Raw genomic sequence first — 25,486 nt, 5'->3', positions numbered from 1 at the left:
CCCCCGCTCGTGAGGCTGACTGCACCGGTATGCGCAACCTGCGCGCCGACCCGCAGTTCTACACGGGCGCTCTCACAGCAGTTCCCACGCTTGCAGCCAACCGCCGCTGGTGGAGACGAACATCATGCGGCTCTCAACGGCGGGTTGTCCGCGGCCTTCTTCGCTCCACCGCGCTGGCAGCTGGGCCGTACTCCGGCGGGTGCGCGGATCCCACGCGTGCAGGACCCCAGTACGGTCACTGGCCCAGATCCGATCGCCCGCCATGAACGGCGTGGTGGTGAAGGCGCCGCCTGCGCTCTTGCGTCACAGCTCTCTGCCAGAGAGCGGATCGAGGACTACAAGCCGCCCTGGGTCGAATGCGGCGATGTAGACGGCGTCGCCAGCGACCAAGGGTCCGTACTGATGCGTCGGGCGACCTGAGTGTCAAACAACGGGTGTCCATTGTGCCCGTCCCAGGCCAGCGCCCGGCCGCACCCCGTAGTCAGATGAACCGTCGTGCGACGGTAAGGGCCCGGCGTCCCGAAGCCGGGATGCCGGGCCCCCTTACCTGGGCGCGATCAGGCGGGGCGGATGTTCTCAGCCTGCGGGCCCTTCTGGCCCTGCGTGACGTCGAACTCGACCTTCTGGCCCTCCTGCAGCTCGCGGTAGCCCTGGCTGGCGATGTTGGAGTAGTGGGCGAAGACGTCGGGGCCGCCGCCCTCCTGCTCGATGAAGCCGAAGCCCTTCTCGCTGTTGAACCACTTCACTGTGCCCTTGGCCATGACTGTCTCCTTTGAGGGAAACCGGGCACGCACGCTGCGCGACCGGGAGGTGATCGCCCTGGTCCGGAGAGGCGCTGAACAGCAAGAACGCCCGTGAGGCGATCACGGGCGAACGGAACTTCGGAACCACGACTGCTGATCACAACGCTATAACGGCATGACGGAAGCCGCTAGCGAAAACGCGCCAGCATCCGGCCCGGAACGAAGGGCTGGATCGCCCGTGAGGCTCGGCCGATGGTGATCAAGCAGCTTCGCGACCCTTTTTCTGCACAAGGCTGCGGCGAGGCATGGCCTCTCCCCGCCGCCGACTGTTCTCCGGGTGGGCCCCACCGATCATGCCCTCATCCCGGAATTCCAGTTCGGCGGCGCCACCGACCCGAGCCAACCGCATCTGGGCCATTCCCCCAGGCGAGTCCCCGGCTACGCCCCGCCCGCAACGCGCGCACGGGCATGCGCACGTCGCGGGCCACTGCACGGGACGACGCGAGTGGATAGCGCGAGTGCCGGTGAAGCGGTTAGATCGCGGGACTCATCGACTCAGCCGCCGCTCTTGCGCCTGAACGACCGCTGGCTCGCAGCCGGGCCGTGCGCCGAACGCACCTTCGATGTATCGGACTTGGCGGCAACATCAGCGGCATCCGCCTGCGCACCGCGCTTGCGCGCCAGGGCTTCGCGGAACTTGCGCTTGAGGTCGTAGTCGCCGTCGCTGTCCGGCTCCAGAGGGGACGTCTCGGGGGCAGCCGGCTCCGAACCTTCCGTAGATACGGGCTCTGCGGTCATGGTGACCTCCTGGGTTCGGGGGATGGGCAAGCACAGCTTGTCATGCCGGGCGCAGTGCCAGGCGCCGGCAACATCATCCTGCTCCGTTTCGGCGGGCATCTCTCCCGCGGCCAAAGGCGTTGATTTCGTGGGTGAGGCGCACAGGACGGCTTCGGGCCGGGCCGAGGGTTGTCGATCCCGTGGCCAGGCTGCCAGGGCAACGGCTCTCAGCCGTTGCGACGCACGAGGGCGGCCCTGCGGGCCTCGGCGAGCTTGCGGGCCTCGCCCGCCTTTCGGGACTTGCCGCCGGCGCCGCGGGAGGTGCCCTTGCTGGTGCCGAGGCCGCGGAAGGGAGCGTTGGTGTTCTTGGGGCGGGGGACGGCGGGCCCGCCGTCGAGCGGGATCCCGGAGGGAGTCTTGGCGCCGGTGATCCGGCTCAGCTCCGCCTCGCCCGAGCGCACCTTGGTGACGGTCGGCTCGATGCCGGCCCCGGCCATCATGCGGCTCGTCTCACGGCGCTGGCCCGCCAGCACGAGCGTGACCACGCTGCCGGACTCACCGGCGCGGGCGGTGCGGCCCGCCCGGTGCACATAGTCCTTGGCATCGGTGGGCGGGTCGACGTTGACCACGAGATCGAGGTCGTCGACGTGCAGGCCACGGGCCGCGACATTGGTCGCCACCAGAACGGTGATCTGGCTGTTCTTGAACTGCGCCAGGGTCCGTGTGCGCTGTGGCTGGGACTTGCCGCTGTGCAGGGCCCCGGCGTGCACCCCGCTGGCCCGCAGGTGCCGGGTGAGCTGGTCGACGGCGTGCTTGGTGTCGAGGAACAGCAGTACGCGGCCGTCGCGGGCGGCGATCTCCGTGATGACGGCGTAGCGGTCAGGGCCGTGGACGACCAGAACGTGGTGCTCCATCGTCGTGACCGTGCCCGCGGCCGGGTCGACCGAGTGGACGACGGGGTCGTGGAGGTAGCGGCGGACCAGTTGATCGACGTCGCGATCGAGAGTGGCCGAGAAAAGCATCCGCTGACCGTCGGGGTGCACCTGGTCGAGCACGTCGGCAACCTGCGGCTGGAATCCCAAGTCGCACATCTGGTCGGCCTCGTCCAGCACGGTGATTCTCACCCGTCCCAGGCGGCAGGCGTTGCGCTCGATCAGATCGTGCAGGCGTCCGGGGGTGGCGACGACCACCTCGGCTCCCTGGCGCAGCGCGGCGACCTGCCGGCCGATCGACGTTCCGCCGACGACCGTGGCGATCCGCAGCCGCAGTGCCTGGGCGTACGGCGCCAGCGCCTGGGTGACCTGTTGGGCCAGCTCCCGGGTAGGCACCAGGATCAGAGCAAGGGGCTGCTTCGGTTCCGCGCGCCGCCCGGCCGTCCGTGCGAGCAGCGGCAGGCCGAAGGCGAGCGTCTTGCCTGATCCGGTGCGCCCGCGTCCCAGGATGTCGCGCCCCTCCAGGGCATCGGGCAGTGTGGCGGCCTGGATCGGAAAGGGTTCGCGCACCCCGAGTTCGCTCAGTGTCCGCAGCACCTCCGTCGGCAGGTCCAGACCGGCGAAGGTGACGGCCGGGGGCGGCGCCGGGGTCGTTGCCTCGGGTTGGGCGGGACTGCCGTGCGCGATGCCGGAGTCATTGGGATGCTTCATAAACAGCCTTCCGCAAGGGAACTTACCGAGGAAGGCCCGGCAGGTTCGGACAGCCCACGCACAAGCCGAACGGAACAGACAGAATCGCCCACCGCGACGACCACGCAAAAGCGTGAGACTAACACACGGCATAACCTCGCGCCGCTGATACCGATCGCCCCTGTGTACGGGGCTGGCAGCGGGTCGGCCTGGAACAACCGTTCCCTTGGAGAACAGCCCCACCCCGCGGGCGAGCTGTCGAGCCACGCATCGAGCCTTACGAGCGGGGCGCCGGGCGGGGCAGCAGACCCCTGCTGCGGGTGCAGGTCAGCAAGCCGGACGCCGTCCGGCCCGATGCTGACCATTTGCTGACCCGGACGCGGCGATCAGCGCTTCGAGCTGCGAAGCTCCCAAGCGCTAGATCTTGGACTCATGCATGGTGCGCAGCATTCAGCACTCCTGGATGTTGCTGGCCATGAGGTTCGTAGCGCCGCTCGTCGGTGTCGACCTTCGAGTTGGTTGAAGCTCAACGATGGCGAGGTGCCAACTTCTGAGCTGATGCCGATCGGGGTCTTTGCCCAGCGGTGTGACCTCCAGCGCGTTGCGGTTCTACGCCGACTCCGGGCTGCTGCCCCCCTGCCGAAGTCGACCCGATCTCGGGCTACCTCTACGACAGCCCTGACCAGGTGGCGCGCGCGACCGTGCTGCACCAGTTCCGTGAGATTGCCATGCCCCGCGCTGGTGTCGAGGCGGTACTGGGTTCCGGGGCTGCCGAGGTACCCCGGCTGCTCGATGAGCATGTGTCGAAGGTCGTGGGAGACGCGGCGGCCGCACAGCAGAAGGCTGCTGTCATCAAGTCCGCGCTCGGGAACGTGTCGGGGCTTCCGATCACGGCGCTGAAGGGTCCCGTGCTGGCGGACGCGGTCGAGCAGGTCCTGATCGCGACCGCACGCGAGCCCGGCATGCCGGTGCTTGCCGGCCTGCGTATCGAGGCGAGGCATGAGGCGGTCACCCTGACCGCGACTGACCGATACCGGCTCTCCACCCGAACCCTGGTGCCGACCGAACCACCGAGGCAGACATGGGCCGGCACGGTCAACGGCGATGAGATGCGGGCCGCGGTCGCCGATATCCGCCGCAGCGGGCTGGTGCGACTGGCGCACGGGATCTGGCTCCGCGTGGCCGACCGGGAGGACCGGCATTGCCGTTTGCTGCTCGAGGAGTTCCCCGACTAACGGCTGATGCTCGCGTCACTGGGCGAGGTCACCACCCGTGTGACGGTCTAGGAACTGCTCCTGCGAGCCCTGGAAGAACACCCCGGCGAGCACATCGCGGCAGACCGCTGGCGCAGGACATCACGGCGCCAGGGCAGAGGAGACCACACACACGCAGAGCGCGGCGTCCAGCGGCTCCTGCAAGCCGGCCACCACGCAGCGAAGCCGGTGCCTCGCCAACCGGCACACCGCGTCATCCCGAAGGAATGCGAAACTCGAATTCGGGACGGTCCCACGGCACGGCGGGCGGGTTCGCAAACGCGGTCCCGGTCCGCACCGCGCCAACACGGTGATAGAAGTCCTCGGCGGGAAGGTGCGACACGACCTTGACCCGGTCGAGCCCGGCGGCACGGGCCTCGGACTGCATGTGCGCGACGAGCAGCCGTCCAATACCCCGACCTTGCGCTTCGTCGGCGACGAACAGCAGGTCGAGCTCCGGTGGAGCGAGGATGAGCGAGTAGAACCCGAGGACCCGGCCGCCATGCTCGTCGGCGCCGACGGCCACAAAGGCGCGGTGGGCCTCGATGTAATCAGCCCGACCCGGTAGCCTGCGGCTGCGGCTGCGTACTTACCCGCGTAGGCGCCTGAGCCACGCACGAGCCGCGTGAGCCGTTTGGCATCCCGCCCAACAGCCCTCCGTATCGTGATCGGCTGGCCGATCGGGGAAGCGCGTGAACTCATCGGGAGAGTATTTCGCACCGCCGCGAGCCGTCGTGCGGCGGGTCGGATGCTCGGGCAGGATTCCTGCACCGCTCCCGGGGACCGCCTGCCCGGGCCCCGGGGTGGCTCCCAAGAGGACAACCGAGTGCAACGGCCCCCCGCGCCGGCGTTGCAACCCACCTGTTCGGAAACCCCGCCAGGCCGCACCCGCGGGGCTTCTCGTCGCACGCCGCTCTCACACGCCTATCACCGACTGCGTCGACTCCCCCGCTCAGAATGCCCTGACCTGGCATTACGCGCTCACCTTGGACTGGCCTGGACGCCCACAGACGATCTCTACAACCTGTGCCATGTGGTACCGCACACGCAGGCGACCCCCATAAGGCGTCGCGCCCTTCCTGCCCTCAGCACCTCCCACGCACACGAAGCCGAGGACAGGAAAGGTCCGGACCATACGCGGAACCAACCAGGACGCAAAGGTCACCGCTTACACCCTGCAGTTCAGGGGCTCGCAAGCGCTGAACCACCAGCAGACGAGAATCTGCTGGGCCGAACGCGTACCACGCGCAGGCGCAACCCCTTGTCTGCCCGCAGAGCCGAGCCGCATAGCCGGGTCGGCCTCTCAGCCAGCTCGCCTACCACGCAACGGCCCTGAGCCGATCAGCCCCAAGATGTCCGAGTTCAACGGAGCGTAGTCAGCACCAAGTCAGCACAGGAGTCAGCACCGCACCGTCAAATCACCCCGAACCGTGCATCCCGGACAGCACTCGTTTCGACCACCTCCGAGCCCCTGAACCGCCCTTCCATGAGCCGGCATGGTGGCGGCACGCATAGCCAATACCCGAACTATGGGGCCCCACCACATGTGCCCCTGACCTGCGTCTTCCTACCGTGTGCCGACACGTACCCGTCCCCACCGCACACGAGGAAGTGGCGCACATGGCCTCCGGAACCACCGCTCCCCCACCCCCCGCCAGCCTCCCCAGAATCGTCGCCGCCAGCCTCATCGGCACCACCATCGAGTGGTACGACTTCTTCCTGTACGGCTCCGCCGCCGCGCTGGTGTTCAACAAGTTGTTCTTTCCGGACTCCGACCCGCTCGTCGGGACGCTGTTGTCGTTCCTGACGTATGCCGTGGGGTTCGCGGCCCGGCCGCTCGGCGCGCTCGTGTTCGGGCACTACGGTGACCGGCTGGGGCGCAAGAAGCTGCTGGTGCTGAGCCTCGTGCTGATGGGCGGGGCGACATTCGCCATCGGGCTGCTGCCCACGCACGCCACCGTCGGGAGCGCCGCGCCCGTGCTGCTCACCCTGCTGCGGCTGGTGCAGGGATTCGCGCTCGGTGGCGAGTGGGGCGGCGCCGTCCTGCTGGTGTCGGAGCACGGGGACGCCCGGCGGCGCGGCTTCTGGGCTTCGTGGCCGCAGACCGGCGCGCCGGCCGGGCAGCTGCTCGCGACCGGTGTGCTCTCGCTGCTCACCGCCGTACTGTCCGACGACGCCTTCGGCACCTGGGGCTGGCGGGTTCCGTTCCTGCTCTCCGGGGTGCTCGTGCTCGTCGGCCTGTGGATTCGTCTGTCTGTCGATGAATCGCCTGTCTTCAAGGAGGCGTTGGAGCGCGCCGAGGCGCGACGGAGCGGCGAGGAGGAGAAGCTGCCGCTGGTCTCGGTGCTGCGGTACCACTGGCGGGACATCCTCGTGGCGATGGGCGCCCGGATGGCGGAGAACATCAGCTACTACGTCATCACCGCGTTCATCCTCGTCTACGCCACCACCTCGGCCGGCGTCACCAAGCAGACCGCGCTCAACGCCGTACTCATCGGCTCCGCCGTGCACTTCGCCGTCATCCCGGCCTGGGGCGCGCTGTCCGACCGGGTCGGGCGGCGGCCCGTGTACCTGCTGGGCGCGGCCGGTGTCGGGCTGTGGATGTTCCCGTTCTTCGCGCTCGTGGACACCGGGTCGTTCGGGTACCTGATCCTGGCCGTGACCGTCGGACTCGTGCTGCACGGCGCCATGTACGCGCCCCAGGCCGCGTTCTTCGCGGAGATGTTCGCGACCCGGATGCGGTACTCGGGCGCGTCCATCGGCGCCCAGTTCGCCTCCGTGGCGGCCGGTGCGCCCGCCCCGCTCATCGCCACCGCGCTGCTCTCCGACTACGACAGCTCCACCCCGATCGCGCTGTACGTGATCGCCGCCGCCGTGCTGACCCTGGTCGCCGTGGCTCTCGCGCGCGAGACGCGGCACCGGGATCTCGCCGAGGTCACGGCCGAGGACGGCGAGCCCTCCGGGGCGAGTCCGGCCGCCGAGGCGCGGACCGTCTGATCGGGCTCCGTCGGGCACTGTCGCGCTGACCGGCCTCCGTGCGGGGCCGGTCAGTGCCGTCCCGGCACCGCCAGACGGTGCAGCCGCAGGGCGAGTTGGATCTCCAGGGCCCGGGCCGGGGTCTGCCAGTCCGCACCGAGCAGGCGGCCCACGCGCTCCAGCCGCTGCGCCACCGTGTTCACGTGCACGTGCAGCGCGTCCTTGGTGCGGGCCGGGCTCATCCCGCCTTCGAAGTACGCGTCCAGGGTGCGCAGCAGCTCGGTGCCGCGCCGCTCGTCGTACGACACCACCGGGCCGATGGTCCGCTCGACGAACCCGGCGATGTCCCGTTCGCCCGCGAGGAGCAGGCCGAGGAAGCCGAAGTCCTCGGCCGCCGCGCCGTCCCCGGCCCGGCCCAGCAGACGCAGCGCGTCCAGGCAGCGGCGGCCCTCGGCGTAGGCGGCGGCCACGGTCTCGGGGTGTCTCGCCAGATCGGTGACGGGGGCGGAGGCGCCGACCGTGACCGGCTGGTGGACGGCCGTGCCCAGATGGCGGGCGGTGCGACGGGCCACCTCCGCGGCGGTGTCGCCGGCGCCGAGCGGCAGCAGCAGGACGGTGCCACCGTCGCGGGCCGCGGCCAGACCCTGCCGGGTGGCCGCGAGGTGGGACGCGGCGGACCACAGCCGGCGGCGGGCCGCTGCCTCCTCGTCGGCGTCGGCCGCCGGGCCGTCGAGGCGGGCGGCGAGGACGACATGGGTGGCGGCCAGGTCCGCGTGCAGGCGGCTGGCGCGCTCGCGCAGCAGGCGCGGGTCCCGGTCGCGCGCGTCCAGCAGGTCGTCCAGCAGCTCCCCGCGCACGCGCTGTTCGGCCTCGGCGGCGGAGCGGCGGGCGAGCAGCAGCAGGGAGGTGACCATCGCCGCCCGCTCCAGGGTGCGCTGGTCGACCGGGTCGAGGCCGGGGTGGCCGCGCAGCACCAGCGCGCCGAGGAGTTCGCCGCCCGCGGCCACCGCGGCGATCCAGTCCCTGCCGTGCCGTACGGCGTGGCCCTCCGCGCGGGACGCCTCCAGCGCCTCGGCCGGTGCCGCCGTGGCCTCGGTGAACTCGACGGTGCCGTCCAGGACCTGGGAGACGGCGGCGGCCACGTCGTGGACTCCGCCTCCTCTCAGGACGAGTTCGGCGAGCCGGTCGTGGACCTCGGAGGCCCGCTCGATGACGGCGCTGCGGTCCCGGATGATCTCGTTGGCCCGCTCCAGGCCGGCCAGGGCGGAGCGGGTCTCGGTGAGCAGGTTGGCGGTGTCGATGGCCGCCGCGGCGAGCGCGGCGAAGGAGCCGAGCAGGGCGATCTGCCCGCGTTCGAAGACCCTTGCCCGCCGGTCCGCCGCGAAGAGGACGCCGATCACGTGCGGGCCGAGCATCAGGGGTACGCCGAGGATGGCGACCAGGCCTTCGTCGCGCACGCCGGCGTCGATGGTGTGCGTGTGCTGGAACCGGCCGTCCTGGAAGTAGTCGTCGGTGACGTACGGCCGCGCGGTCTGGGCGACGAGGCCGCCGAGGCCCTCGCCCATGCCGAGGCGCAGCTGCTGGAAGCGGGCGGAGACGGAGCCCTCCGTGACCCGCATGTAGGTGTCGCCGCGTGCCGGGTCGTTGAGGCTGAGGTAGGCGATGTCCGTGCCGAGCAGGGACCGGGCGCGCTGCACGATCGCCTGCAGGACGGCGTCCAGATCGCGGAGTCCGGCGAGGTCGTGCGCGGTCTCGAACAGCGCCGACAGCTCCGCCTCGCGCCGCCGGCGTCCCTCCAGCTCGGCGCGTACGCGCAGGGCGCGCAGTCTGGCCTCTTCCAGCGCGGCGATCCGGTCGGCCGGCTCGCCCTCGGCGCGGGCGAGCAGCACGGGCTGCTCGTAGGCCTCCACGGAGGCGTCGCGGGCCAGCAGGTCGAGGTACGGGGCCTCGGCGCTGCCGCTGGGTGCCGACTGCAGGTGATCGCGGGACATGGTCACAGGATTCCGTATCGGCCACCCGGCCCGGGAGGCCTGTGGACAACTCCCGGAGCGGGTGCCGCCGGGCTGGTCAGTGGGCCGTCCACCCGCCGTCCAGGACGAGCGAGGTGCCGGTGACGAAGGACGCCTGCGGGCTGCACAGGTAGGCGACGGCCTCGGCGACCTCCTCGGGTTCGATGAGCCGCCGCAGCGCGCTGTCCTTCAGCAGCACCTCGGACAGCACGCGCTCCTCGGGAATGCCGTGCGCCTGCGCCTGGTCGGCGATCTGCTTCTCGACCAGGGGGGTGCGCACATAGGCCGGGTTCACACAGTTGGAGGTCACGCCATGGGCGGCGCCTTCCAGTGCGGCCGTCTTGGACAGGCCTTCGAGGCCATGTTTGGCGGCCACATAGGCGGACTTGAAGGCGGAGGCGCGCAGACCATGGACGGAGGACACATTCACGATCCGGCCCCAGCCCTGTGCGTACATGTGCGGGAGGGCGCCGCGGATGAGGCGGAAGGGTGCCTCCAGCATCACGGTCAGCACCGTGTGGAACACCTCGGGCGGGAACTCCTCGATGGGCCGCACGAGTTGCAGTCCGGCGTTGTTGACCAGCACATCGGTGCCTTCGGCGGCACGCTCGGCGGCGTCCAGGTCGGTGAGGTCCACGACCCGTGGTACGACGGTGCCCGCGAGGTCTCCGGCCCGCTCCGCCTGCTGGGCCAGCTCGGCCAGGCCGGCCGCGTCCCGGTCGACGGCGCGCACCTCGGCCCCGGCGGCGGCCAGTCGCAGCGCGCAGGCACGGCCGATGCCACTGGCGGCACCGGTGACGAGGGCGGTGCGGCCGGCGAGGTCGAGGGCGAGGGGCGGGAACGGGGCGCCGGGACCGGGCAGGGGGGTGGGCGAGGTCATGTGCCGACCCTAAGCGGAGCCCCACGGTCACCACATGTGGTGACCACCCATACTTCAGCCGACAGCCGTAGGGTCAAACCATGTGGGTTCCTCGGACATGGACTGCTTGATCCGGAAGAGGGCGAACTCGTGCAGCTCGGGCAGCGCGTCCACCTCGAACCAGCCGACCTCCAGCGACTCGTCGTCGTTGACCCTGGCCTCCCCACCCACGGCCCGGCACCGGATGGTGATGTCCATGTACTGGCAGATGTCGCCGTTGGGGTAGGTCACCGGTTCCAGGGCCTGGACCAGGACGACGCGCTCGGCGACGCAGTGCACCGCCGTCTCCTCGAAGACCTCCCGCACCGCGCAGGCCGCAGGCTGCTCGCCCGGCTCGGGGATGCCGCCGATCACCGCCCACTTGCGCGTGTCGGTCCGCCGGCCGAGCAGCACTCTGCCCTCGTCGTCGAAGACGATCGCGGTGACCCCGGGGAGCCAGAGCAGCTGCCGGCCCGCGGAGACCCTGAGCGCGCGGAGGAATTCGGGAATAGCCATGGACCGACCCTAACGGGTGGGTGCCCTCCGCCCCGGCCGACTCAAGGCCCAGTACGACAGTCGTACCAGCGTCGTACAACGCTGGTACGGCGCTCGTACGGCTATGCGTCACCGGCGCGCCGGGCGCGCAGGCCGGACCCGATCGCCCAGCCGATCCCGCCCGCGGCGACCAGCACCAGGGCGAGCTCCGGGAGGATGCCCAGCTCGGTTGCGGGGGTGGTGGACGTGCGCAGCGGCACCTTCTGGACGAGATAGGCGGGCACGAACATGCCGGTCCGCTGGGTGATCCGCCCGTCCGGCATGATGACCGCGCTCACGCCGCTGGTCACCGGCACGGTCACGGTGCGGCTGTGCTCGACGGCGCGGATGCGGGACATGGCGAGCTGCTGGTACGTCATCTCGCTGCGGTCGAACGTGGCGTTGTTGCTCGGCACGGAGATCATCTCGGCGCCGTGCGTCACCGTGTCCCGCACGGCCCAGTCGAAGGCGGCCTCGTAGCAGGTGGCCAGGCCCACCTTCGCGCCGTCGATGTCGAACACGCCCGGCTGGACGCCCCGGCTGAAGTCCTGGCGGACCATGCCGGTCCAGTTCTTGTTGATCGCGCCGACGAGCGAGCGCAGCGGGAGGTACTCGCCGAAGGGCTGTATCTGCCGCTTGTCGTACGTCTGCGTCGGGCCCTTGACCGGGTCCCACAGGATCTGCTCGTTGAGCAGCTTGCCGTCCTTCTCGACCACGCCGCCGACGGAGACGGGCACCCCGATGTCCTTGGCCGCCTGTTCGATGACGACGGCGGCGTCCGGGTACGCGAAGGGGTCGATGTCGGAGGAGTTCTCCGGCCACAGGACGTAGTCCGGCTTGGCGACCTTGCCCGCCCTGACGTCGTCGGCGAGCTTGTGCGTCTCGCGCGCGTGGTAGTCGAGCACGGCCCGCCGCTGGGCGTTGAACTCCAGCCCGGAACGCGGCACGTTGCCCTGGATGAGCGCCACGGTCGCGGTGCCGTTCTCCGCCGTGTCGCTCACCAGCCCGCGGGCGGCGACCGCGCCCACCACCGGTACGGCGACGCTCAGCAGCGCGGCGGTGGCGGCGACGCGCCGCACCACCCGGGTCCGGCGCCACTCGACGGCCAGCCGCCCGGCCTCGTACAGGCCGAAGCCGCACAGGACGACCGCGAAGCCGAGCACCGGGGTGCCGCCCACCGCGGCGAGCGGCAGGAACACGCCGTCCGCCTGACCGAACGCGATCTTGCCCCAGGGGAAGCCGTGGAAGGGCACGCGCGCGCGTACCGCTTCGCCCGCTGTCCACAGGGCCGCGGCCCACACCGGCCAGGCGGGCAAACGGGAGACGGCGGCCACACCCACGCCGACGAGGGCGACGAAGACCGCCTCGATGGCGACCAGGGCCAGCCACGGCCCCGGACCGACCTCCACGCCGGTCCACACCAGCAGCGGCAGCAGGAAGCCCAGCCCGAAGAGGTAGCCGAGGCCGAAGGCCGCCTTCCGGCTCCGGCCGCGCAGTACCCAGCCGAAGCCGGCGAACGCGGGCAGAGCCAGCCACCACAGGGTGCGGGGCGGGAAGCTGACGTAGAGCAGCACTCCGCAGAGCGCGGAGGCGGCGGCCGGGACCAGGCGCAGCAGCCGGCCGCCGCGCACGCCGGGGGCGGGTCGCGGCTGGAGCTGGTCCGGCTGGTCCACGGAAGTTGCGGTGACGGTCACCCGGGTGAGTGTACGGCGGTCGACTGTGCCGCCGACAGCACGGTCCTGCACCGGCACACCGGCGGTTGTCGCTGGTGGGCGCCTGTTCCCGGGCACCGCCGGACGGGTAGCCGGCGTCGGTCCCCACCCACGGGCGCGCTGCTCCGGCGCCGCGCCACGCGGGTCACCGGTACCTGGCGGAATCATGTCGTTCCTCCGCGCCTCGTCCCCAAACGGGTCATGAGCCGTTACGGTGTGCCCAGCCTCGGCGGCGCGGCCGGACACACGGCAGGCGGCCGTGGCCTGCCACAGGTCGGGGGACCGGGTACAAGGGGCGATGGGTGGGGTCGACGGGGACGGGATCCGCGACCGGCGCGTACGGTGCGGATGCCTACAGCACGCGAAGAAACGTTTCCGACGGGACGGGCATGATCCTGTTGGGGGCCTGTGCCGGGTGGTCGCTGATCACCGCGGCGGCCCATGGCGGACGGCCCGAGGGCATGCTGCTCGCGGTGCTCGCCGTGGCCGCCGGCTATGCCGCGGGCCGGGTCTCCGGTGCGCTGCTGCCGGTGGCCGCGCCCTGCGCCGGCGCGGTGGCGGGGGTCGCGCTGGCCGCGGCGCTGCCCAGGCTCTCCCCCGGTCCCTGGTACGCCGCCCCGCTCGGGCACGCCGGTGCCACGGCCGCCCTGCTGGCGCTGGCCACCGGGGCCGCGTGCTGCGCCGCCTGGGCGACGACCGTACCGGCGCTACGGCTCGTGCTGAGGGCGCTGGCCTGCGCCGTCGTGCCGGCCGGGGTCGTACTGGGGTCGGCGTGCGGGTGCGCGGCCGGCGCGGTCGTCCTGCTGTGCTCGCTGGCCGCGGGCTCGGCGCGCGGCCGGGGCGCGTGGCTGGCGGGGCTGGCCGTGGCGGCGAGCCTGGTGGCGGGGGCGGTCTGGGCGGTCGCCGCGGGCGCGCTGCCCGACGGTCCCGCCGGGGCGCACCGGGTGGTGCTGTGGCAGGACGCCCTGCGGCTGGCGGACCGGAACAGCGGTCTGGGGGCCGGCCCCGGCCGGTTCGGCGAGCTGAGTCAGGTCACGCCGCGGACGCCGCTGTCCGACGGCAAACCGCACTCGGCTCCGCTCCAGCAGGCGGCCGAGCAGGGCTTGGTCGGGGTGTTCCTGCTGGTCGCCGTGTTCTGCTGGGTCCTGTACGCGCTGTGGCGCACCGCCCGCCCCACGCCGGTCGCCCTCACCGCGGGCGCTGCCCTGACGACGCTGGCCGCCCTCGCCTCGGTGAGCAACGCCCTGAGCTTCACGACGGTGACGGCGGGCGCGGGCCTCCTGGCCGGCTGGGCCACGGCCCGCCCGTGGTCGGGCGAGACCTCGGCGCCGGGCCTCTCAGCGGCTGGGGGCGGCCCAGCGCGCCATGGCTGACCAAGCCACGACAACCGATTCCGGCAGGCGCAGGGCGCGATCCCGGCAGGCCGTTCTCAGGCGGCCGTCCCTGGGGTGATCGTGCGCAGGCGGTCCCTGATGGCCCGTACCGCCGACTCCGCGTTGTCCACGGTGATCGTGAACGTGTGGCCGTCCCACAGGCGCAGCACGATTCCCTCACCACGGCGTACGACGACGGCGGTGCCCTTCTCGGGGCGCCATCGGTAGCCCCAGCCGCCCCAGTGCCGGGGTGTGACAAGAGCGGTGAAGTCGGCGCCGGCCACATGGGAGAGCGGGATCCGCCGGCGTGGCAGCCCGATGTGCCCGCAGCGCACTTCGACGCACTCCTTGTCGAGCTTGAGGTCGACGTGCACGAAGGCGAGCGTGCCGAAGAGGACCAGCAGACCTGCCGCGATACAGCCCACGACCGACATCACCAGCGGGGCGATGCCGGAGGTCCAGGCCGAGTCGACGGCCAGCTCGATGCCCAGCGCCATGCAGGCGGCGCCGACCAGCGCGAGCAGCCACTGGACCCGGTTGGTGGCGCGTCCCTTCCAGACTTCCGGGAGCTGCTTGTCCTCGGCGTCGGGGTGGTCCCTCATGTTTACGAGGTTACTCAGGTTTCTCTGCGCCGGTAGCCGCTCGCCGAGGGTGACCACTCCGTGCCGCCCCTACGTGGATCGGCGCGGTCCCCGGTGGATCAACGGGTCAGCCGCGGTCGGCGACCGGGACGACGGCCGGCAGCAGCCGCCCTTCGGCGTAGTGCAGCGCGGGCGCGGGCAGCTCGCCCTCCCGGCCGCTCAGCAGGACCGTCAGCGTGCCGTCCGCCGCGGCCTCGGGTGCGGGCAGCTCACCGAGCCGGCGCAGGGCCTGGGCGGCCACCGCTCCGGCGGAGCCGTGCAGCACGAGCGGGGCGGAACCGGGCTGCTGGAGGGCGGCGCGGATACGTTCCGCCACCAGCTCGTAATGGGTGCAGCCCAGGACGACGGTCGTTACCTCGTCGGGTGTCAGCTCGGCCGCCGCGGCGACGGCCGCCTCGATGGCCGCCTCGTCCGCGTGTTCGACGGCCTCGGCGAGCCCCCAGCACGGCACCTCGGTCACCCGGACCCCGTCGGCGAACGCCTCGATCAGGCCGCGCTGGTAGGCGCTGCCCGTGGTGGCCGGGGTGGCCCAGATGGCGACGGGGCCGCCGCCGGCCGCGGCCGGCTTGATCGCCGGGACCGTGCCGATGACCGGGATACCGGGCTCCAGACGGGCGCGCAGGGCGGGCAGGGCGTGCACGGTGGCCGTGTTGCAGCCGATGATGAGCGCGTCGGGCCGGTGGGCCGCGGCGGCCTCGGCGATGTCCAGCGCGCGCTGGGTGACGTCCTCGGGGGTACGCGGCCCCCACGGCATGCCGTCCGGGTCCAGGGAGAGCACGAGATCCGCGTCGGGCCGCAGGCGCCGTACCGCGGCGGTGGCCGCCAGCAGGCCGATTCCGGAGTCCATGAGCGCGATCTTCACCCGGCCACGATAGACGATCCGCCCTCGGGAGCCGTTCGGGTGGGGCAGACTGCGGCCGTGAGCGCCTTCCTGTGGATCACCGTCGTGTCGCTGGCCGCCTGGTGCTGGCTGCTGCTGGGCCAGGGCTTCTTCTGGCGCACGGACGTCCGGCTGCCGCGGCGCCGGGAACCGGACGCGTGGCCGTCGGTCTGTGTGGTCGTGCCGGCCCGCGACGAGGCCGCCGTGCTGAGCGCCAGTCTGCCGTCGCTGCTGACGCAGGACTATCCGGGGCGGGCGGAGGTCTTCCTGGTGGACGACGGGAGCACGGACGGCACCGGTGAGCTGGCTCGCGAGCTGTCCCGGCGGCACGGCGGGCTGCCGCTCACGGTGGGGTCGCCCGGTGAGCCGCCGGCGGGCTGGACGGGCAAGCTGTGGGCGGTGCGGCACGGGATCGGACTGGCACGCGCGCGTGACCCCGCGTACCTGCTGCTGACGGACGCGGACATCGCGCACGCGCCGGACAGCCTGCGCGAGCTGGTGGCGGCGGCCCGTACCGGGGGCTTCGACGTCGTGTCGCAGATGGCGCGGCTGCGGGTGATGAGCGTGTGGGAGCGGCTCGTGGTCCCGGCGTTCGTGTACTTCTTCGCGCAGCTGTATCCCTTCCGGTGGATCGGCCGGCAGGGCTCGCGCACGGCCGCGGCGGCGGGCGGCTGTGTCCTGATCCGTGCGGACATGGCGGAGAAGGCACGCATCCCGGAGGCCATCCGGCACGCGGTCATCGACGACGTGGCGCTCGCGCGCGCGGTGAAGGGCTCGGGCGGCCGGGTGTGGCTGGGGCTGGCCGACCGGGTGGACAGCGTGCGCCCCTATCCGCGGCTGCACGACCTGTGGCGGATGGTCTCCCGCAGCGCCTACGCCCAGCTGCGGCACAACCCCCTGCTGCTGCTCGGTACGGTCGCCGGGCTCGCGCTGGTGTACCTGGTGCCGCCGGCCGCCGTGGCCGTGGGCGCGGCCGGCGGCGCTGCGGCGACCGCGCTCGTCGGCGCGGCGGCGTGGGCGGTGATGGCGGGAACGTACGTGCCGATGCTGCGCTACTACCGGCAGCCGCTGTGGCTCGCCCCGCTGCTGCCGTTCACCGCGTTCCTGTACCTGCTGATGACGGTCGACTCCGCCGTGCAGCACTACCGCGGGCGCGGGGCCGCCTGGAAGGGCCGCACCTACGCCCGCCCGGACGCCGTGCCCGACGAGGGCTGAGCCCGGTCACTTGCGGCCGGGCGTCCAGTTCATGCCCCAGCCGTAGGCGCGGTCGACGGTCCGCTGCGGGCTCGATCCGCGCTCCGGCACCAGATAGCGCGCCTCGCGCTGCACGAGGAGGTCGCCGCCGGTGTTGGTGATCAGCGCGAGCGCGCACACCGGGGAGGCGACGGTGCACTCGTCCAGTGAGAACTCGATGGGGGCGCCGTGCTGCGGCTGGAGGGTGACCGTGGCGTGCAGGTCGGCGAAGGAACGCGCGCCTTCGTAGATGGTGACGAAGACGAGGATGCGCCGGAAGTCCTGCTTGTGGTCGAGGTTGACGGTGAGGTTCTCGCCGCTCGCCACGGCTCCGGTGCGGTCGTCGCCGTCGAGGTGGATGTACGGCGGCCGGTGGAGCGAGCCGAAGGCGTTGCCGAGGGCCTGTACGACTCCCTTGCGGCCGTCGGCGAGTTCGTACAGCGCGCACAGGTCGAGATCGAGGTCGCCCCGGCGGCTGCCCCAGCCCGGGAACTGTTTGCGCATCTGCCAGTTGAGGTTCACCCGCATGGCACCGGAGGTACCGCCCTGCTTGGCCAGCGAGACGGAGGGCGCCGCCTTCGTGAGGGTGACCTTGGAGAGGCGGACCGGCTGGGCGGCGGGTGCGGACGGGGCCGCGGGCGGCGGGGCCGGGGCCGCGGCGGGACGCGGTGGTGTGCTCGCCGGAGCCGTAGCGGGCGGCGGCGGTGCGGTGACGGTCGTCGGCGTGGGCGGTGCGGCGCGCTGGGGCTCGTCCACGGAGATGCCGAAGTCCGTTGCCAGGCCTTCGAGTCCGCTGCTGTAGCCCTGGCCGACCGCGCGGAACTTCCAGTTGCCCTGGCGGCGGTAGAACTCGCCGAGCACGAAGGCCGTCTCCACGGTCGCGCCGGGGCTGTCGAAGCGGGCGACCACCTGCCCGGAGACGGCGTCGGTCACCTCGATGTAGAGGTCCGGGACCTGCCCGAACGTTCCACCGTCCGCGGAGGCGGCGAGAACGATCCGTTCGACGGCGCCCTCCACGCGCGCGAGGTCGGCGAGCAGGGTGTCGGTGACGCGCCCGCCGGCCGTCCGCTTGCCCTCGTGACGTACCGCGCCGGAGGGATGGGCGGGCTGGTTGTAGAAGACGAAGTCCCCGTCGGATCGGACCTTTCCGGCGGCGAGCAGCAGTGCCGAGGCGTCGGCGTCCGGCACCCCGGGGCCGGAGCGCCAGCCCAATTCGACGCGCAGCGCCGTGGTCGGCACCGCCGTGTTCGATCCTTTCGGCATTGTCATGTCCGCCCCCATCGCGTGTCGGCTTCCGGGTTTCGTCCTTGCGGTCCGCGTGATCGGCGCGCACCGCCCCGGCTGTGTTGTCATCCCTACCCGCACAACCTATTCCCGGGCACGGCGCACCCCGCGGACGGCACAGGAAGATCGCCGGTCAACCGCCGGTAACCCGGCAGGAACTCGTCCTTTACACGATCCAAACGTTGATCGGCGCCCCTTTTTGCCGAGTTCGCTCGGATTGAGGATCCCAGGCTCCTGCCTGCACAGAAAACAACCCTCTTATCGGTCTCCCCAACCAGCACATCGTGGGCTTAACTTATGTGCCATGACCTCCCCCCGCTCCACTTATGGTGGCGGCTACTACTCCGCCTCCTTCCCGGACACCCCGATCTACGACTCGCTCGTGGCCGAACGGGGCACCCCGCAGATCGCCCCGATCCGGGTCCCCGCCGCCTACGACACGGGCAGCAGCCTGCCCGCCCTGCCGTCGGCCCTCCCCGCCCTCCCGGCGGGCCCCTCCTCCTCGCAGCCTCCCGCCTACGGATACCCGCAGACGCCGCAGCCCGCGCCGCTGCAGCAGGCGCCCACGGCCTACATCCCGCAGCAGGCGAGCGCCCCGCGCGGCTACCCCGGCCCGCAGGCCCCGCAGCAGCAGCGGCCGATGGCTCCGGGCAACGGGTACGAGGCCATGCGCCCGGCCGCGCCGCGGCCCGCGCCGGCTCCCTACCAGGACCCGTACAACAACCAGCAGTACCGCGGCTACTGACCGGCCCTTCCCCTGCTGTCAGTGCCGCCTGGCACGATGGACGGCATGGGAATCGCCGAAGTGCAGTCGATCCACGTCCACCCGGTCAAGGCGTTCCGAGGCATGTCGCTCCGGGAGGCCCTCGTGGAGCCCTGGGGCCTGGCCGGGGATCGACGCTGGGCGCTGATCGACGACGGGGGAAAGGTCGTCACACAGCGTGAGGAGCCGCGCCTCGCGCTGGCCGCCGCCGAGCCACTGGCCGGCGGCGGCCTTCGTCTGTCCGCGCCCGGCCGGGCGCCGCTGACGGTCGAGGTGCCGGAGCCGACGGCGACCGTGCCGATGAACGTGTTCGGCACGAAGGTCGAGGGGATCCCGGCCACCGCGGCAGCGCACGCCTGGTGCAGCGCCTACCTGGGCGCCGAGGTCCGCCTCGTGCACATGGACGATCCGGCCACCCGCCGCCCGGTCGACCCCGAGTACGCCCTGCCCGGCGAGACGGTGAGTTTCGCCGACGGCTACCCGCTGCTCGTCACCACGGCCGCCTCGCTGGACGCCCTGAACTCCCTGATCGCCGACGGCCGCAACTCCGGCGAGGGCCCGCTGCCCATGAACCGGTTCCGGCCCAACGTCGTCGTCGCCGGCACCGAGCCCTGGGCCGAGGACCACTGGACCCGGATCTCCGTCGGCGAGGTGGTCTTCCGCGCCCCCAAGCCGAGCGGGCGGTGTGTCGTGACGACCACCGACCAGGACACCGCCGTACGCGGACGGGAGCCGCTGCACACCCTGGCGCGCCACCGCAGGATCGGCGGGAGGCTGCTGTTCGGGCTGAATCTGGTGCCCCTCTCCCCCGGCACGATCAGAGTCGGCGACCCGGTGCGGGTGCTCGACTAGTACGCGAGCGGCACGCGCAGGACGCCGGCGATGATCCGGCGGACCGGGAACCCGGGGACGTGTCCTGGTCGTTGAGAGAGCGTGAGAAATTCGTGAGAGGCCGCGTGTCAGGCACCGCGGTGGACGTGATGTCGCTCTCTCCCGATCCGGTCCGGGAGCGAGCGCGGTCGCCGGGGGGCTATGACGGACCGGAAGGGGGGTGGGGGCATGCGGGCACTCAGTGGGCTGTGGCGCTGGCGGCGCAATCCGCTGCGCCGCGCGACCGATCTGGCCGAGGCGTGGCTGGCCCTCGTGGCGCTGCTGCTGATCGCCGTGGTCGCGCCCGTGACGGGCTGTCTGGTCGGCGCCGCCGCCCAGGACTCGCTCCAGCAGTCCGTCCAGCGGCAGCAGCACGCGCGCCATCTCGTCACGGCCACCGTGGTGCGCGATCTGGGCGGGACCCTGCCGGAGCCCGACCCCGACACGACCTCCGCGCGCGAGGCCCGCAGCCGTGTCCTCGCCGACTGGACCGCACCGGACGGCACCCGGCAGCACGGCCCGGTCCTCGCGGACCTCAAGTCCCCGCACCGGGGGGACCACTTCGGGCTCTGGACCGATCCGCACGGCCGAATAACGACCCGTCCGCTGGACTCCGCCACGGCGACGACGCACGCCGTGCTCGCCGGGTTCGGCGCGGCCCTGCTGACCGCGGCCCTGGTCGAGACCGGCCGGCGCCTGACCGTCTGGCGCCTGATCCGCAGGCGGTACGCGCGCTGGGACCAGGCCTGGGACCGCGCGGGCCCGGACTGGGGCAAGGCGGGCACCGGCAGCTGACGGCCTTCCGGCTCTGGTCAACCCGGCGTGCACACACACGCTACGGTGGACCGGCCGAAGCGCTTTCGGCGACAACCCGCGGGTGCGTGAACCCCCGGGGGCGCTCAGGTTTCCGGGAGCGCGAACGCGCTCACGCCCGGAGGGCCGAGCAGGGTCGCGATCCCGGCACCGGCGGCTGCGCCCGGCGGGCAGCGCGCCATCAGTACGACGAGGTGGGGGCACGGCAACGCCATGGCACAGGGCACGGTCCAGGTGACGCACACCGGTACTTCGCGGTGGCGGCGCCGCACGGGTGAGTACGCATCGCTCGCCGCCGCCCTGGAGGCCGCCGCCGACGGCGACGTCCTCACGATCGCCCCCGGCACCTACCGGGAGAACCTCGTCGTCCAGCGGGCGGTGACACTCCGTGGGCCCGAGGGCTCCCCCGGCTCGGTGCGGATCGCGCCCGTGGACGGTGTGCCGCTCACGGTGCGGGCCTCGGCCGTGGTGCAGGACCTGCACGTGGAGGGCCAGGACGCGGCGGCGCCCGCACTGCTGGTCGAGGAGGGCACGCCCGAGCTGATGGACGTGCGGATCGTCACCCGGTCCGCCACCGGCATCGAGGTGCGCGGCGGGGCGCGCCCGACCGTGCGCCGGTGCACCGTCGACAACCCGGCCGGCATCGGCATCGCCGTACTCGACGGCGGCAGCGGGGTGTTCGAGGAGTGCGAGGTCGTCGCGGCCGGCCAGGCGGGCGTGGCCGTCCGCGGCGGAGCCCATCCGCGCCTGGAGCGCTGCCGGGTGCACCACGCCTCCGGCACCGGGATGACCGCGACCGGCGAGAACTCCTCGCTGGAGGCCGTCGGGTGCGAGATCTACGAGGTGCGCGGCTCCGGCGTGCAGGTCACCCAGCGGGCCACCGCCCACCTCACCGACTGCGATGTGCACCGCACCACCGCCGACGGAATCACCCTGGACACCGACGCGGTGCTCACCCTCGCCGACTGCCGCATCCACGACATCCCGGAGAACGCGGTCGACCTGCGCTCTCGCTCGGTGCTGACGCTGACCCGGACGACGGTCCGTCAGTTCGGGCGCAACGGCCTGTCGGTGTGGGACCCCGGGACCCGGGTGGACGCCAACCAGTGCGAGATCTTCGACAGCACCGGCGACTACCCGGCGGTGTGGGTGAGCGACGGGGCCACCGCCGTGCTCGACTCCTGCCGGGTGCACGACGTGCCGGACGCGCTGTTCGTGCTCGACCGCGGTTCCCGCGCGGACGTCGTCGACAGTGACCTGTCGCAGGTGCGCAACACGGCCGTGTCGGTGAGCGACGGGGCGACCGCGCAGCTGGACGACTGCCGGATCAGGGAGGCGGCCACCGGCGCCTGGTTCCGCGACCACGGCAGCGACGGCACGCTCAACAACTGCACCCTGGACGGCGTCCAGACCGGAGTGATCGTCACCAAGGGCGCCGACCCGACCGTGGAGCGCTGCACGGTCGACTCGCCCTCCGAGGCCGGCTTCTACGTCTCCGCGGGCGGCCGGGGCAGCTTCCTGAACTGCCGGGTCAGCGGCAGCGGCGGCTACGGCTTCCATGTGATCGACGGCTGCCGTACGACGCTGCGCAAGTGCCGTACGGAACGGTGTGCGCGCGGGGGGTACGAGTTCGCCGACGGCGGCCCGGACGCGGATTCCGGGACGGGTCCCGTCGTGGAGGACTGCAGCAGCGACGAGAGCGGCGGTCCGCGGGCGCCCGCGATCCGGGAGACGGCCGTGCAGACGGTGCCGCAGTCCGCCGGTCTGCTGGGCTCGTTCCCCGGGCAGCGGGCGGCGGAGCAGGAACCGCCCGCCCCGGCCGCCGGGCCGGAGATGCCGCAGCGGACGTCGAAGGATGTGCTCGGGGAACTCGACGCGCTGGTGGGTCTGGAGAGCGTCAAGCGCGAGGTGCGGGCGCTGATCGACATGATCGAGGTGGGCCGGCGCCGTCTGCGGGCGGGGCTGAAGGCGGCCTCCGTCAAGCGGCACCTGGTCTTCACCGGCTCCCCCGGCACCGGCAAGACGACGGTCGCCCGGCTCTACGGCGAGATCCTCGCCTCGCTGGAGGTGCTGGAGAAGGGCCACCTGGTGGAGGTGTCCCGGGTCGACCTGGTCGGCGAGCACATCGGTTCCACGGCGATCCGCACCCAGGAGGCCTTCGAGCGGGCGCGCGGCGGGGTGCTGTTCATCGACGAGGCGTACGCGCTGTCGCCGGAGGACGCCGGGCGGGACTTCGGCAAGGAGGCCATCGACACCCTGGTCAAGCTGATGGAGGACCACCGGGACGCGGTGGTGGTGATCGTCGCCGGGTACACGGCGGAGATGGAGCGCTTCCTCTCCGTCAACCCGGGCGTGGCCTCCCGCTTCTCCCGCACCATCACCTTCGGCGACTACGGCCCCGAGGAGCTGCTGCGGATCGTGGAGCAGCAGTCCGACGAGCACGAGTACCGGCTGGCGCCGGGCGCGTCCGAGGCGCTGCTGAAGTACTTCACGGCGCTCCCGAAGGGCCCGGCGTTCGGCAACGGCCGTACCGCCCGGCAGACGTTCGAGGCGATGGTGGAGCGCCACGCGGGCCGTGTCGCCCAGCTCGCCGACCCGACCACCGACGATCTGACCCTGCTGTACGCGGAGGATCTGCCGGAGCTGCCCTGACCGGGCCTCCGCACGCCCTCGTGGCGGGGCGCGCCGGGCATGTGGTTCAGTCCGCTTCGGCCCGGCCCTGCGCCGGCTCCGGGCGCTGGCCCGGCAGGTCCGGGCGCAGGCGGGTCAGGAGGTGGGCTCGTTCCCGGGTGAAGGCGGGGTCCGACTGGTAGTCGGAGTGGCCGAGGATCGGGGCCGGGAGCGGGTCGTCGGGGGTCCGGCCGTAGGCGCGGGGGTCCGGCAGGGGCTCGTGGTCCACGTCCGGAGTGGTGTCGTCGGTGACGCGGACGGGGCCGCCGATGGGGTCGGTGCGCCGGTACAGGTTGCGCCAGCAGGCGATGTCGTGGTGCAGGGCGGCCAGTGCCCGCGGTCCGAAGTGGGCCGGGAACCAGCGGCCGTACAGGCGCTCCAGCGGGGAGCCGTAGGTGAGCAGGGCGACCCGCCCGCGTACCGACGGCGGCAGCTGCCAGGCCGCGGCGGCGGCGAGGACGCTGCCCTGGGAGTGGCCGGACAGCACCAGCCGGCCTCCGGTGCGCCGGGTCCAGGTGGCCATGCGCCAGGTCAGGTCCGGTACCGCGCGCTCGGCGTAGCAGGGCGGTGCGAAGGGGTGGGCGGCGCGCGGCCAGAAGGTGCCGACGTCCCAGAGGATGCCGATGGTGCGGCGTGCCGAGGCGTCCTTGTAGGCGCGCCTGCCCCAGGTCACGAACAGCAGGAAGCCGAGTCCGACCAGCCAGGAGCCCAACGCCTGCGAGGTCTCGGCCACGGCCCGGACGACGTGGTGGGTGCGGTGGGCCGCGCCGTCGGGTGTCTTCCCGGTGGCCAGGGCACCGGCCAGCGCCGCGGTGCCCAGCAGCAGGGTGGCGGCGGTGAGTACGCCGACGATGACGGGCACCTTGTCGGTGAGGCCGGCCATGGCCCGGGCGTGGGCGATGGCCCGGGTGCGGGACGGGTCCTCGGGCTCGCCGGGGTGCTCGTGGCGGACGCGGTCGCGTTCGGTCCGGGCGAGCCGGGCGGTGCGCGCGGCGAGCAGCGCGACCAGGACCAGCAGGACCGCGAGAATCGGCGGGATGGCGGACGCCTGCCAGGTCAGCAGGACGGGCGGCCCGGCGAGCAGGGTGCGGGTGCCGTCCAGCCAGTCGGCGACGCGCTGGGCGACCCCGCCGGACATCACCCCGCCCAGCGCGCAGGCGAGCAGCGCGACGGCGGGACCGCCGAGGCCCCGCATTCCGGCGCGCGGGTCGGGGCGGCGCCGGTGCAGTCCCCGGGCCACGCCGCCGAGGGCGATCACGAGCACGCCCTGGGCCAGCATCAGGGCACCGAAGGCCGGGTCGCCGGGGAGTCGCCCGGTGGACTGCCAGCCGGGCCGGGACCAGCCGGCGTACAGCAGGCCGAGCAGCAGGAGGCCGAGCGCGGCGAGCGGCAGGGAGCGCACGAGGTGCTGGTCGAGCCGCTGGTCGAGGCGGTTCTCGCTGCGCCCCCGGCGGCAGACCACGCCCACCACCACCGCGCCGCAGACGAGCAGGGCCGCGGTCAGCAGCCGGCCGAGGACGTCCAGGGCCGGGGGGCCGCCGGTCCGGTGGTCGAAGCGGGCCGCCGGGACGGCGACGGCCGTGGCCACGGTGAGCAGGCCCGCCGCGGTGTGCGCCGCGCGCAGCCGGGCGACCAGGCGGCGGCCGTACCAGAAGCCGGGCCGGGCCAGCGCGCTGCCGTGGGTGCCCGGCTCGGGGTCGGTGTCCGGGTCGGGGTCGACGGACAGCGGCCGGTGGGACTCGTACGCGCTCCAGGTGCGGTGCGAGAGGTACCAGAGCAGGCCGGTCGCGGCGGTCGGCAGCGCCGCGGCGACGGCCAGTCGGCGGCCGGGCGCGCTCCACCAGCCGCCGGATCCGGCGGGCGCCCCGGGGTCCGCGGGGGCGAGGAAGCCCAGCCAGGAGTTGCGGCGGACGCAGGCGGGCGTGCCCGCGCACTGCCAGGCGACCAGGTCCAGGGCCACCTCGCAGGCGGCGGCCACCAGCAGCACGGTCAGGGTGAGCGCGGCGAGGCGTACGAGGAGGCCGTAGAGCCGGACGGCGCGGGGCCGGCCGGGGGCGGCGGGGCGCATCCAGTGGGCGAGGTTGACCACCATGAACGGCAGCAGCAACAGCCACAGGGCGCGGCTGGCGTCGCCGGAGGTGAGGTTGCACCAGACGTACGCCTCCCGGACGGGTCCCCTGCGGGGGTGCGGGCCGTCTTCCGGAGCCGCCTCGGCGTCGTCGGCACGCCGGAAGACGGCCGCCGTTTCGTCGCCGGTGACCCGGACGGTGCGCGGGTCACCGAGCATCTTCTCCGGCGTGGTCCCACCGACCCCGTGCACCAGCAGTTCCAGATCGATCTCCGGCTCCGCCGGCCCCGCGAGGCGTTCCTGTGCACGTTCCACTTTTCTCGCACTTCCCCCGTGACGCGCTGACGTCTGTGTCGTGCGGGCTTCA

18 protein-coding genes and 3 pseudogenes are annotated in these 25,486 nt (G+C 72.7%); 8 read left to right on the top strand and 13 right to left on the bottom strand.

Features of this window, described 5'->3' with window-relative positions; genetic code table 11:
- Positions 1-72: 72 nt before the first annotated feature.
- The 4 genes and pseudogenes from ABZ937_RS34465 to ABZ937_RS34450 all read right to left on the bottom strand — a co-directional run.
- Positions 73-288 (bottom strand): annotated as a pseudogene (locus tag ABZ937_RS34465) (hypothetical protein); the annotation flags it as partial.
- Positions 289-557: 269 nt separating this feature from the next.
- Entirely contained in the window at positions 558-761 is a 204-nt protein-coding gene (locus ABZ937_RS34460; protein WP_014670069.1) for a cold-shock protein, read from the bottom strand.
- Between the two features lie 537 nt (positions 762-1,298).
- The gene (locus ABZ937_RS34455; RefSeq protein WP_361697741.1) at positions 1,299-1,541 is read right to left on the bottom strand and encodes a DUF5302 domain-containing protein; all 243 of its coding nucleotides are present in this window, start codon (positions 1,539-1,541) and stop codon (positions 1,299-1,301) included.
- 206 nt (positions 1,542-1,747) lie between these two features.
- Positions 1,748-3,163: a DEAD/DEAH box helicase gene (locus ABZ937_RS34450; RefSeq protein WP_361697739.1), complete on the bottom strand. Its 1,416-nt coding sequence runs from the start codon at positions 3,161-3,163 to the stop codon at positions 1,748-1,750.
- 519 nt (positions 3,164-3,682) lie between these two features.
- Between ABZ937_RS34450 and ABZ937_RS34445 the strand changes: the two are divergent.
- A pseudogene (locus tag ABZ937_RS34445) lies at positions 3,683-4,425 on the top strand (MerR family transcriptional regulator); the annotation flags it as partial.
- Positions 4,426-4,609: 184 nt separating this feature from the next.
- Here the strand turns inward: ABZ937_RS34445 and ABZ937_RS34440 are convergent.
- A pseudogene (locus ABZ937_RS34440) lies at positions 4,610-5,097 on the bottom strand (GNAT family N-acetyltransferase).
- Between the two features lie 918 nt (positions 5,098-6,015).
- On the opposite strand from ABZ937_RS34440, the gene ABZ937_RS34435 reads away from it, so the two are divergent.
- Positions 6,016-7,392, top strand: coding sequence for an MFS transporter (locus tag ABZ937_RS34435; protein WP_361697736.1), 1,377 nt, complete (start codon positions 6,016-6,018; stop codon positions 7,390-7,392).
- Between the two features lie 50 nt (positions 7,393-7,442).
- Here the strand turns inward: ABZ937_RS34435 and ABZ937_RS34430 are convergent, their stop codons facing one another.
- The 4 genes from ABZ937_RS34430 to lnt form a co-directional block, all read right to left on the bottom strand.
- Positions 7,443-9,362 carry a GAF domain-containing protein gene (locus tag ABZ937_RS34430; RefSeq protein WP_361697735.1) on the bottom strand — a complete coding sequence of 640 codons (1,920 nt, stop codon included), beginning with the start codon at positions 9,360-9,362 and terminating at the stop codon, positions 7,443-7,445.
- A 76-nt stretch (positions 9,363-9,438) separates the two neighbouring features.
- Entirely contained in the window at positions 9,439-10,260 is an 822-nt protein-coding gene (locus ABZ937_RS34425) for a 3-hydroxybutyrate dehydrogenase (RefSeq protein WP_361697732.1), read from the bottom strand.
- Positions 10,261-10,314: 54 nt separating this feature from the next.
- Positions 10,315-10,794, bottom strand: a complete 480-nt coding sequence (locus ABZ937_RS34420) for an NUDIX domain-containing protein (RefSeq protein ID WP_361697730.1) — start codon at positions 10,792-10,794, stop codon at positions 10,315-10,317.
- A gap of 101 nt (positions 10,795-10,895) precedes the next feature.
- Positions 10,896-12,506: an apolipoprotein N-acyltransferase gene (lnt, locus tag ABZ937_RS34415; protein WP_361697728.1), complete on the bottom strand. Its 1,611-nt coding sequence runs from the start codon at positions 12,504-12,506 to the stop codon at positions 10,896-10,898.
- A 407-nt stretch (positions 12,507-12,913) separates the two neighbouring features.
- Here lnt and ABZ937_RS34410 point away from each other — a divergent pair, with 407 nt between their 5' ends.
- Positions 12,914-13,897 (top strand): O-antigen polymerase, encoded by a 984-nt coding sequence (locus ABZ937_RS34410; RefSeq protein ID WP_361697726.1) that lies wholly within the window; start codon positions 12,914-12,916, stop codon positions 13,895-13,897.
- Positions 13,898-13,953: 56 nt separating this feature from the next.
- On the opposite strand, the gene ABZ937_RS34405 is transcribed toward ABZ937_RS34410, so the two are convergent.
- Together ABZ937_RS34405 and ABZ937_RS34400 are read right to left on the bottom strand one after the other, a co-directional pair.
- A complete protein-coding gene (locus tag ABZ937_RS34405; protein ID WP_361697725.1) occupies positions 13,954-14,499 on the bottom strand; it encodes a hypothetical protein in 546 nt (181 codons plus the stop codon).
- Between the two features lie 106 nt (positions 14,500-14,605).
- Positions 14,606-15,385 (bottom strand): aspartate/glutamate racemase family protein, encoded by a 780-nt coding sequence (locus tag ABZ937_RS34400; protein WP_361697793.1) that lies wholly within the window; start codon positions 15,383-15,385, stop codon positions 14,606-14,608.
- Positions 15,386-15,439: 54 nt separating this feature from the next.
- Between ABZ937_RS34400 and ABZ937_RS34395 the strand changes: the two genes are divergently transcribed.
- Positions 15,440-16,633 carry a glycosyltransferase gene (locus tag ABZ937_RS34395; RefSeq protein WP_361697723.1) on the top strand — a complete coding sequence of 398 codons (1,194 nt, stop codon included), beginning with the start codon at positions 15,440-15,442 and terminating at the stop codon, positions 16,631-16,633.
- A gap of 6 nt (positions 16,634-16,639) precedes the next feature.
- Here the strand turns inward: ABZ937_RS34395 and ABZ937_RS34390 are convergent, their stop codons facing one another.
- Positions 16,640-17,914, bottom strand: a complete 1,275-nt coding sequence (locus ABZ937_RS34390; protein ID WP_361697791.1) for a TerD family protein — start codon at positions 17,912-17,914, stop codon at positions 16,640-16,642.
- A 325-nt stretch (positions 17,915-18,239) separates the two neighbouring features.
- On the opposite strand from ABZ937_RS34390, the gene ABZ937_RS34385 reads away from it, so the two are divergent.
- The 4 genes from ABZ937_RS34385 to ABZ937_RS34370 all read left to right on the top strand — a co-directional run bounded on the left by ABZ937_RS34385 (position 18,240) and on the right by ABZ937_RS34370 (position 23,033).
- Positions 18,240-18,680 (top strand): DUF6643 family protein, encoded by a 441-nt coding sequence (locus ABZ937_RS34385; protein WP_361697721.1) that lies wholly within the window; start codon positions 18,240-18,242, stop codon positions 18,678-18,680.
- 45 nt (positions 18,681-18,725) lie between these two features.
- The gene (locus ABZ937_RS34380) at positions 18,726-19,550 is read left to right on the top strand and encodes an MOSC N-terminal beta barrel domain-containing protein (RefSeq protein ID WP_361697719.1); all 825 of its coding nucleotides are present in this window, start codon (positions 18,726-18,728) and stop codon (positions 19,548-19,550) included.
- A 207-nt stretch (positions 19,551-19,757) separates the two neighbouring features.
- Entirely contained in the window at positions 19,758-20,363 is a 606-nt protein-coding gene (locus tag ABZ937_RS34375) for a hypothetical protein (protein WP_361697717.1), read from the top strand.
- 231 nt (positions 20,364-20,594) lie between these two features.
- Positions 20,595-23,033 carry a right-handed parallel beta-helix repeat-containing protein gene (locus ABZ937_RS34370; RefSeq protein ID WP_361697715.1) on the top strand — a complete coding sequence of 813 codons (2,439 nt, stop codon included), beginning with the start codon at positions 20,595-20,597 and terminating at the stop codon, positions 23,031-23,033.
- A gap of 46 nt (positions 23,034-23,079) precedes the next feature.
- On the opposite strand, the gene ABZ937_RS34365 is transcribed toward ABZ937_RS34370, so the two are convergent.
- Complete coding sequence (locus ABZ937_RS34365) at positions 23,080-25,434, bottom strand: hypothetical protein (RefSeq protein ID WP_361697713.1); 2,355 nt, start codon at positions 25,432-25,434, stop codon at positions 23,080-23,082.
- Between the last annotated feature and the right edge of the window lie 52 nt (positions 25,435-25,486).

Origin of the sequence: Streptomyces sp. NPDC046727, from assembly GCF_040645635.1 — a bacterium.
In the GTDB taxonomy this organism is placed as follows: Bacteria; Actinomycetota; Actinomycetes; order Streptomycetales; family Streptomycetaceae; genus Streptomyces.
The sequence above is the reverse complement of the archived record's forward strand: the minus strand, read 5'-3'. Positions and strand labels throughout refer to the sequence as shown.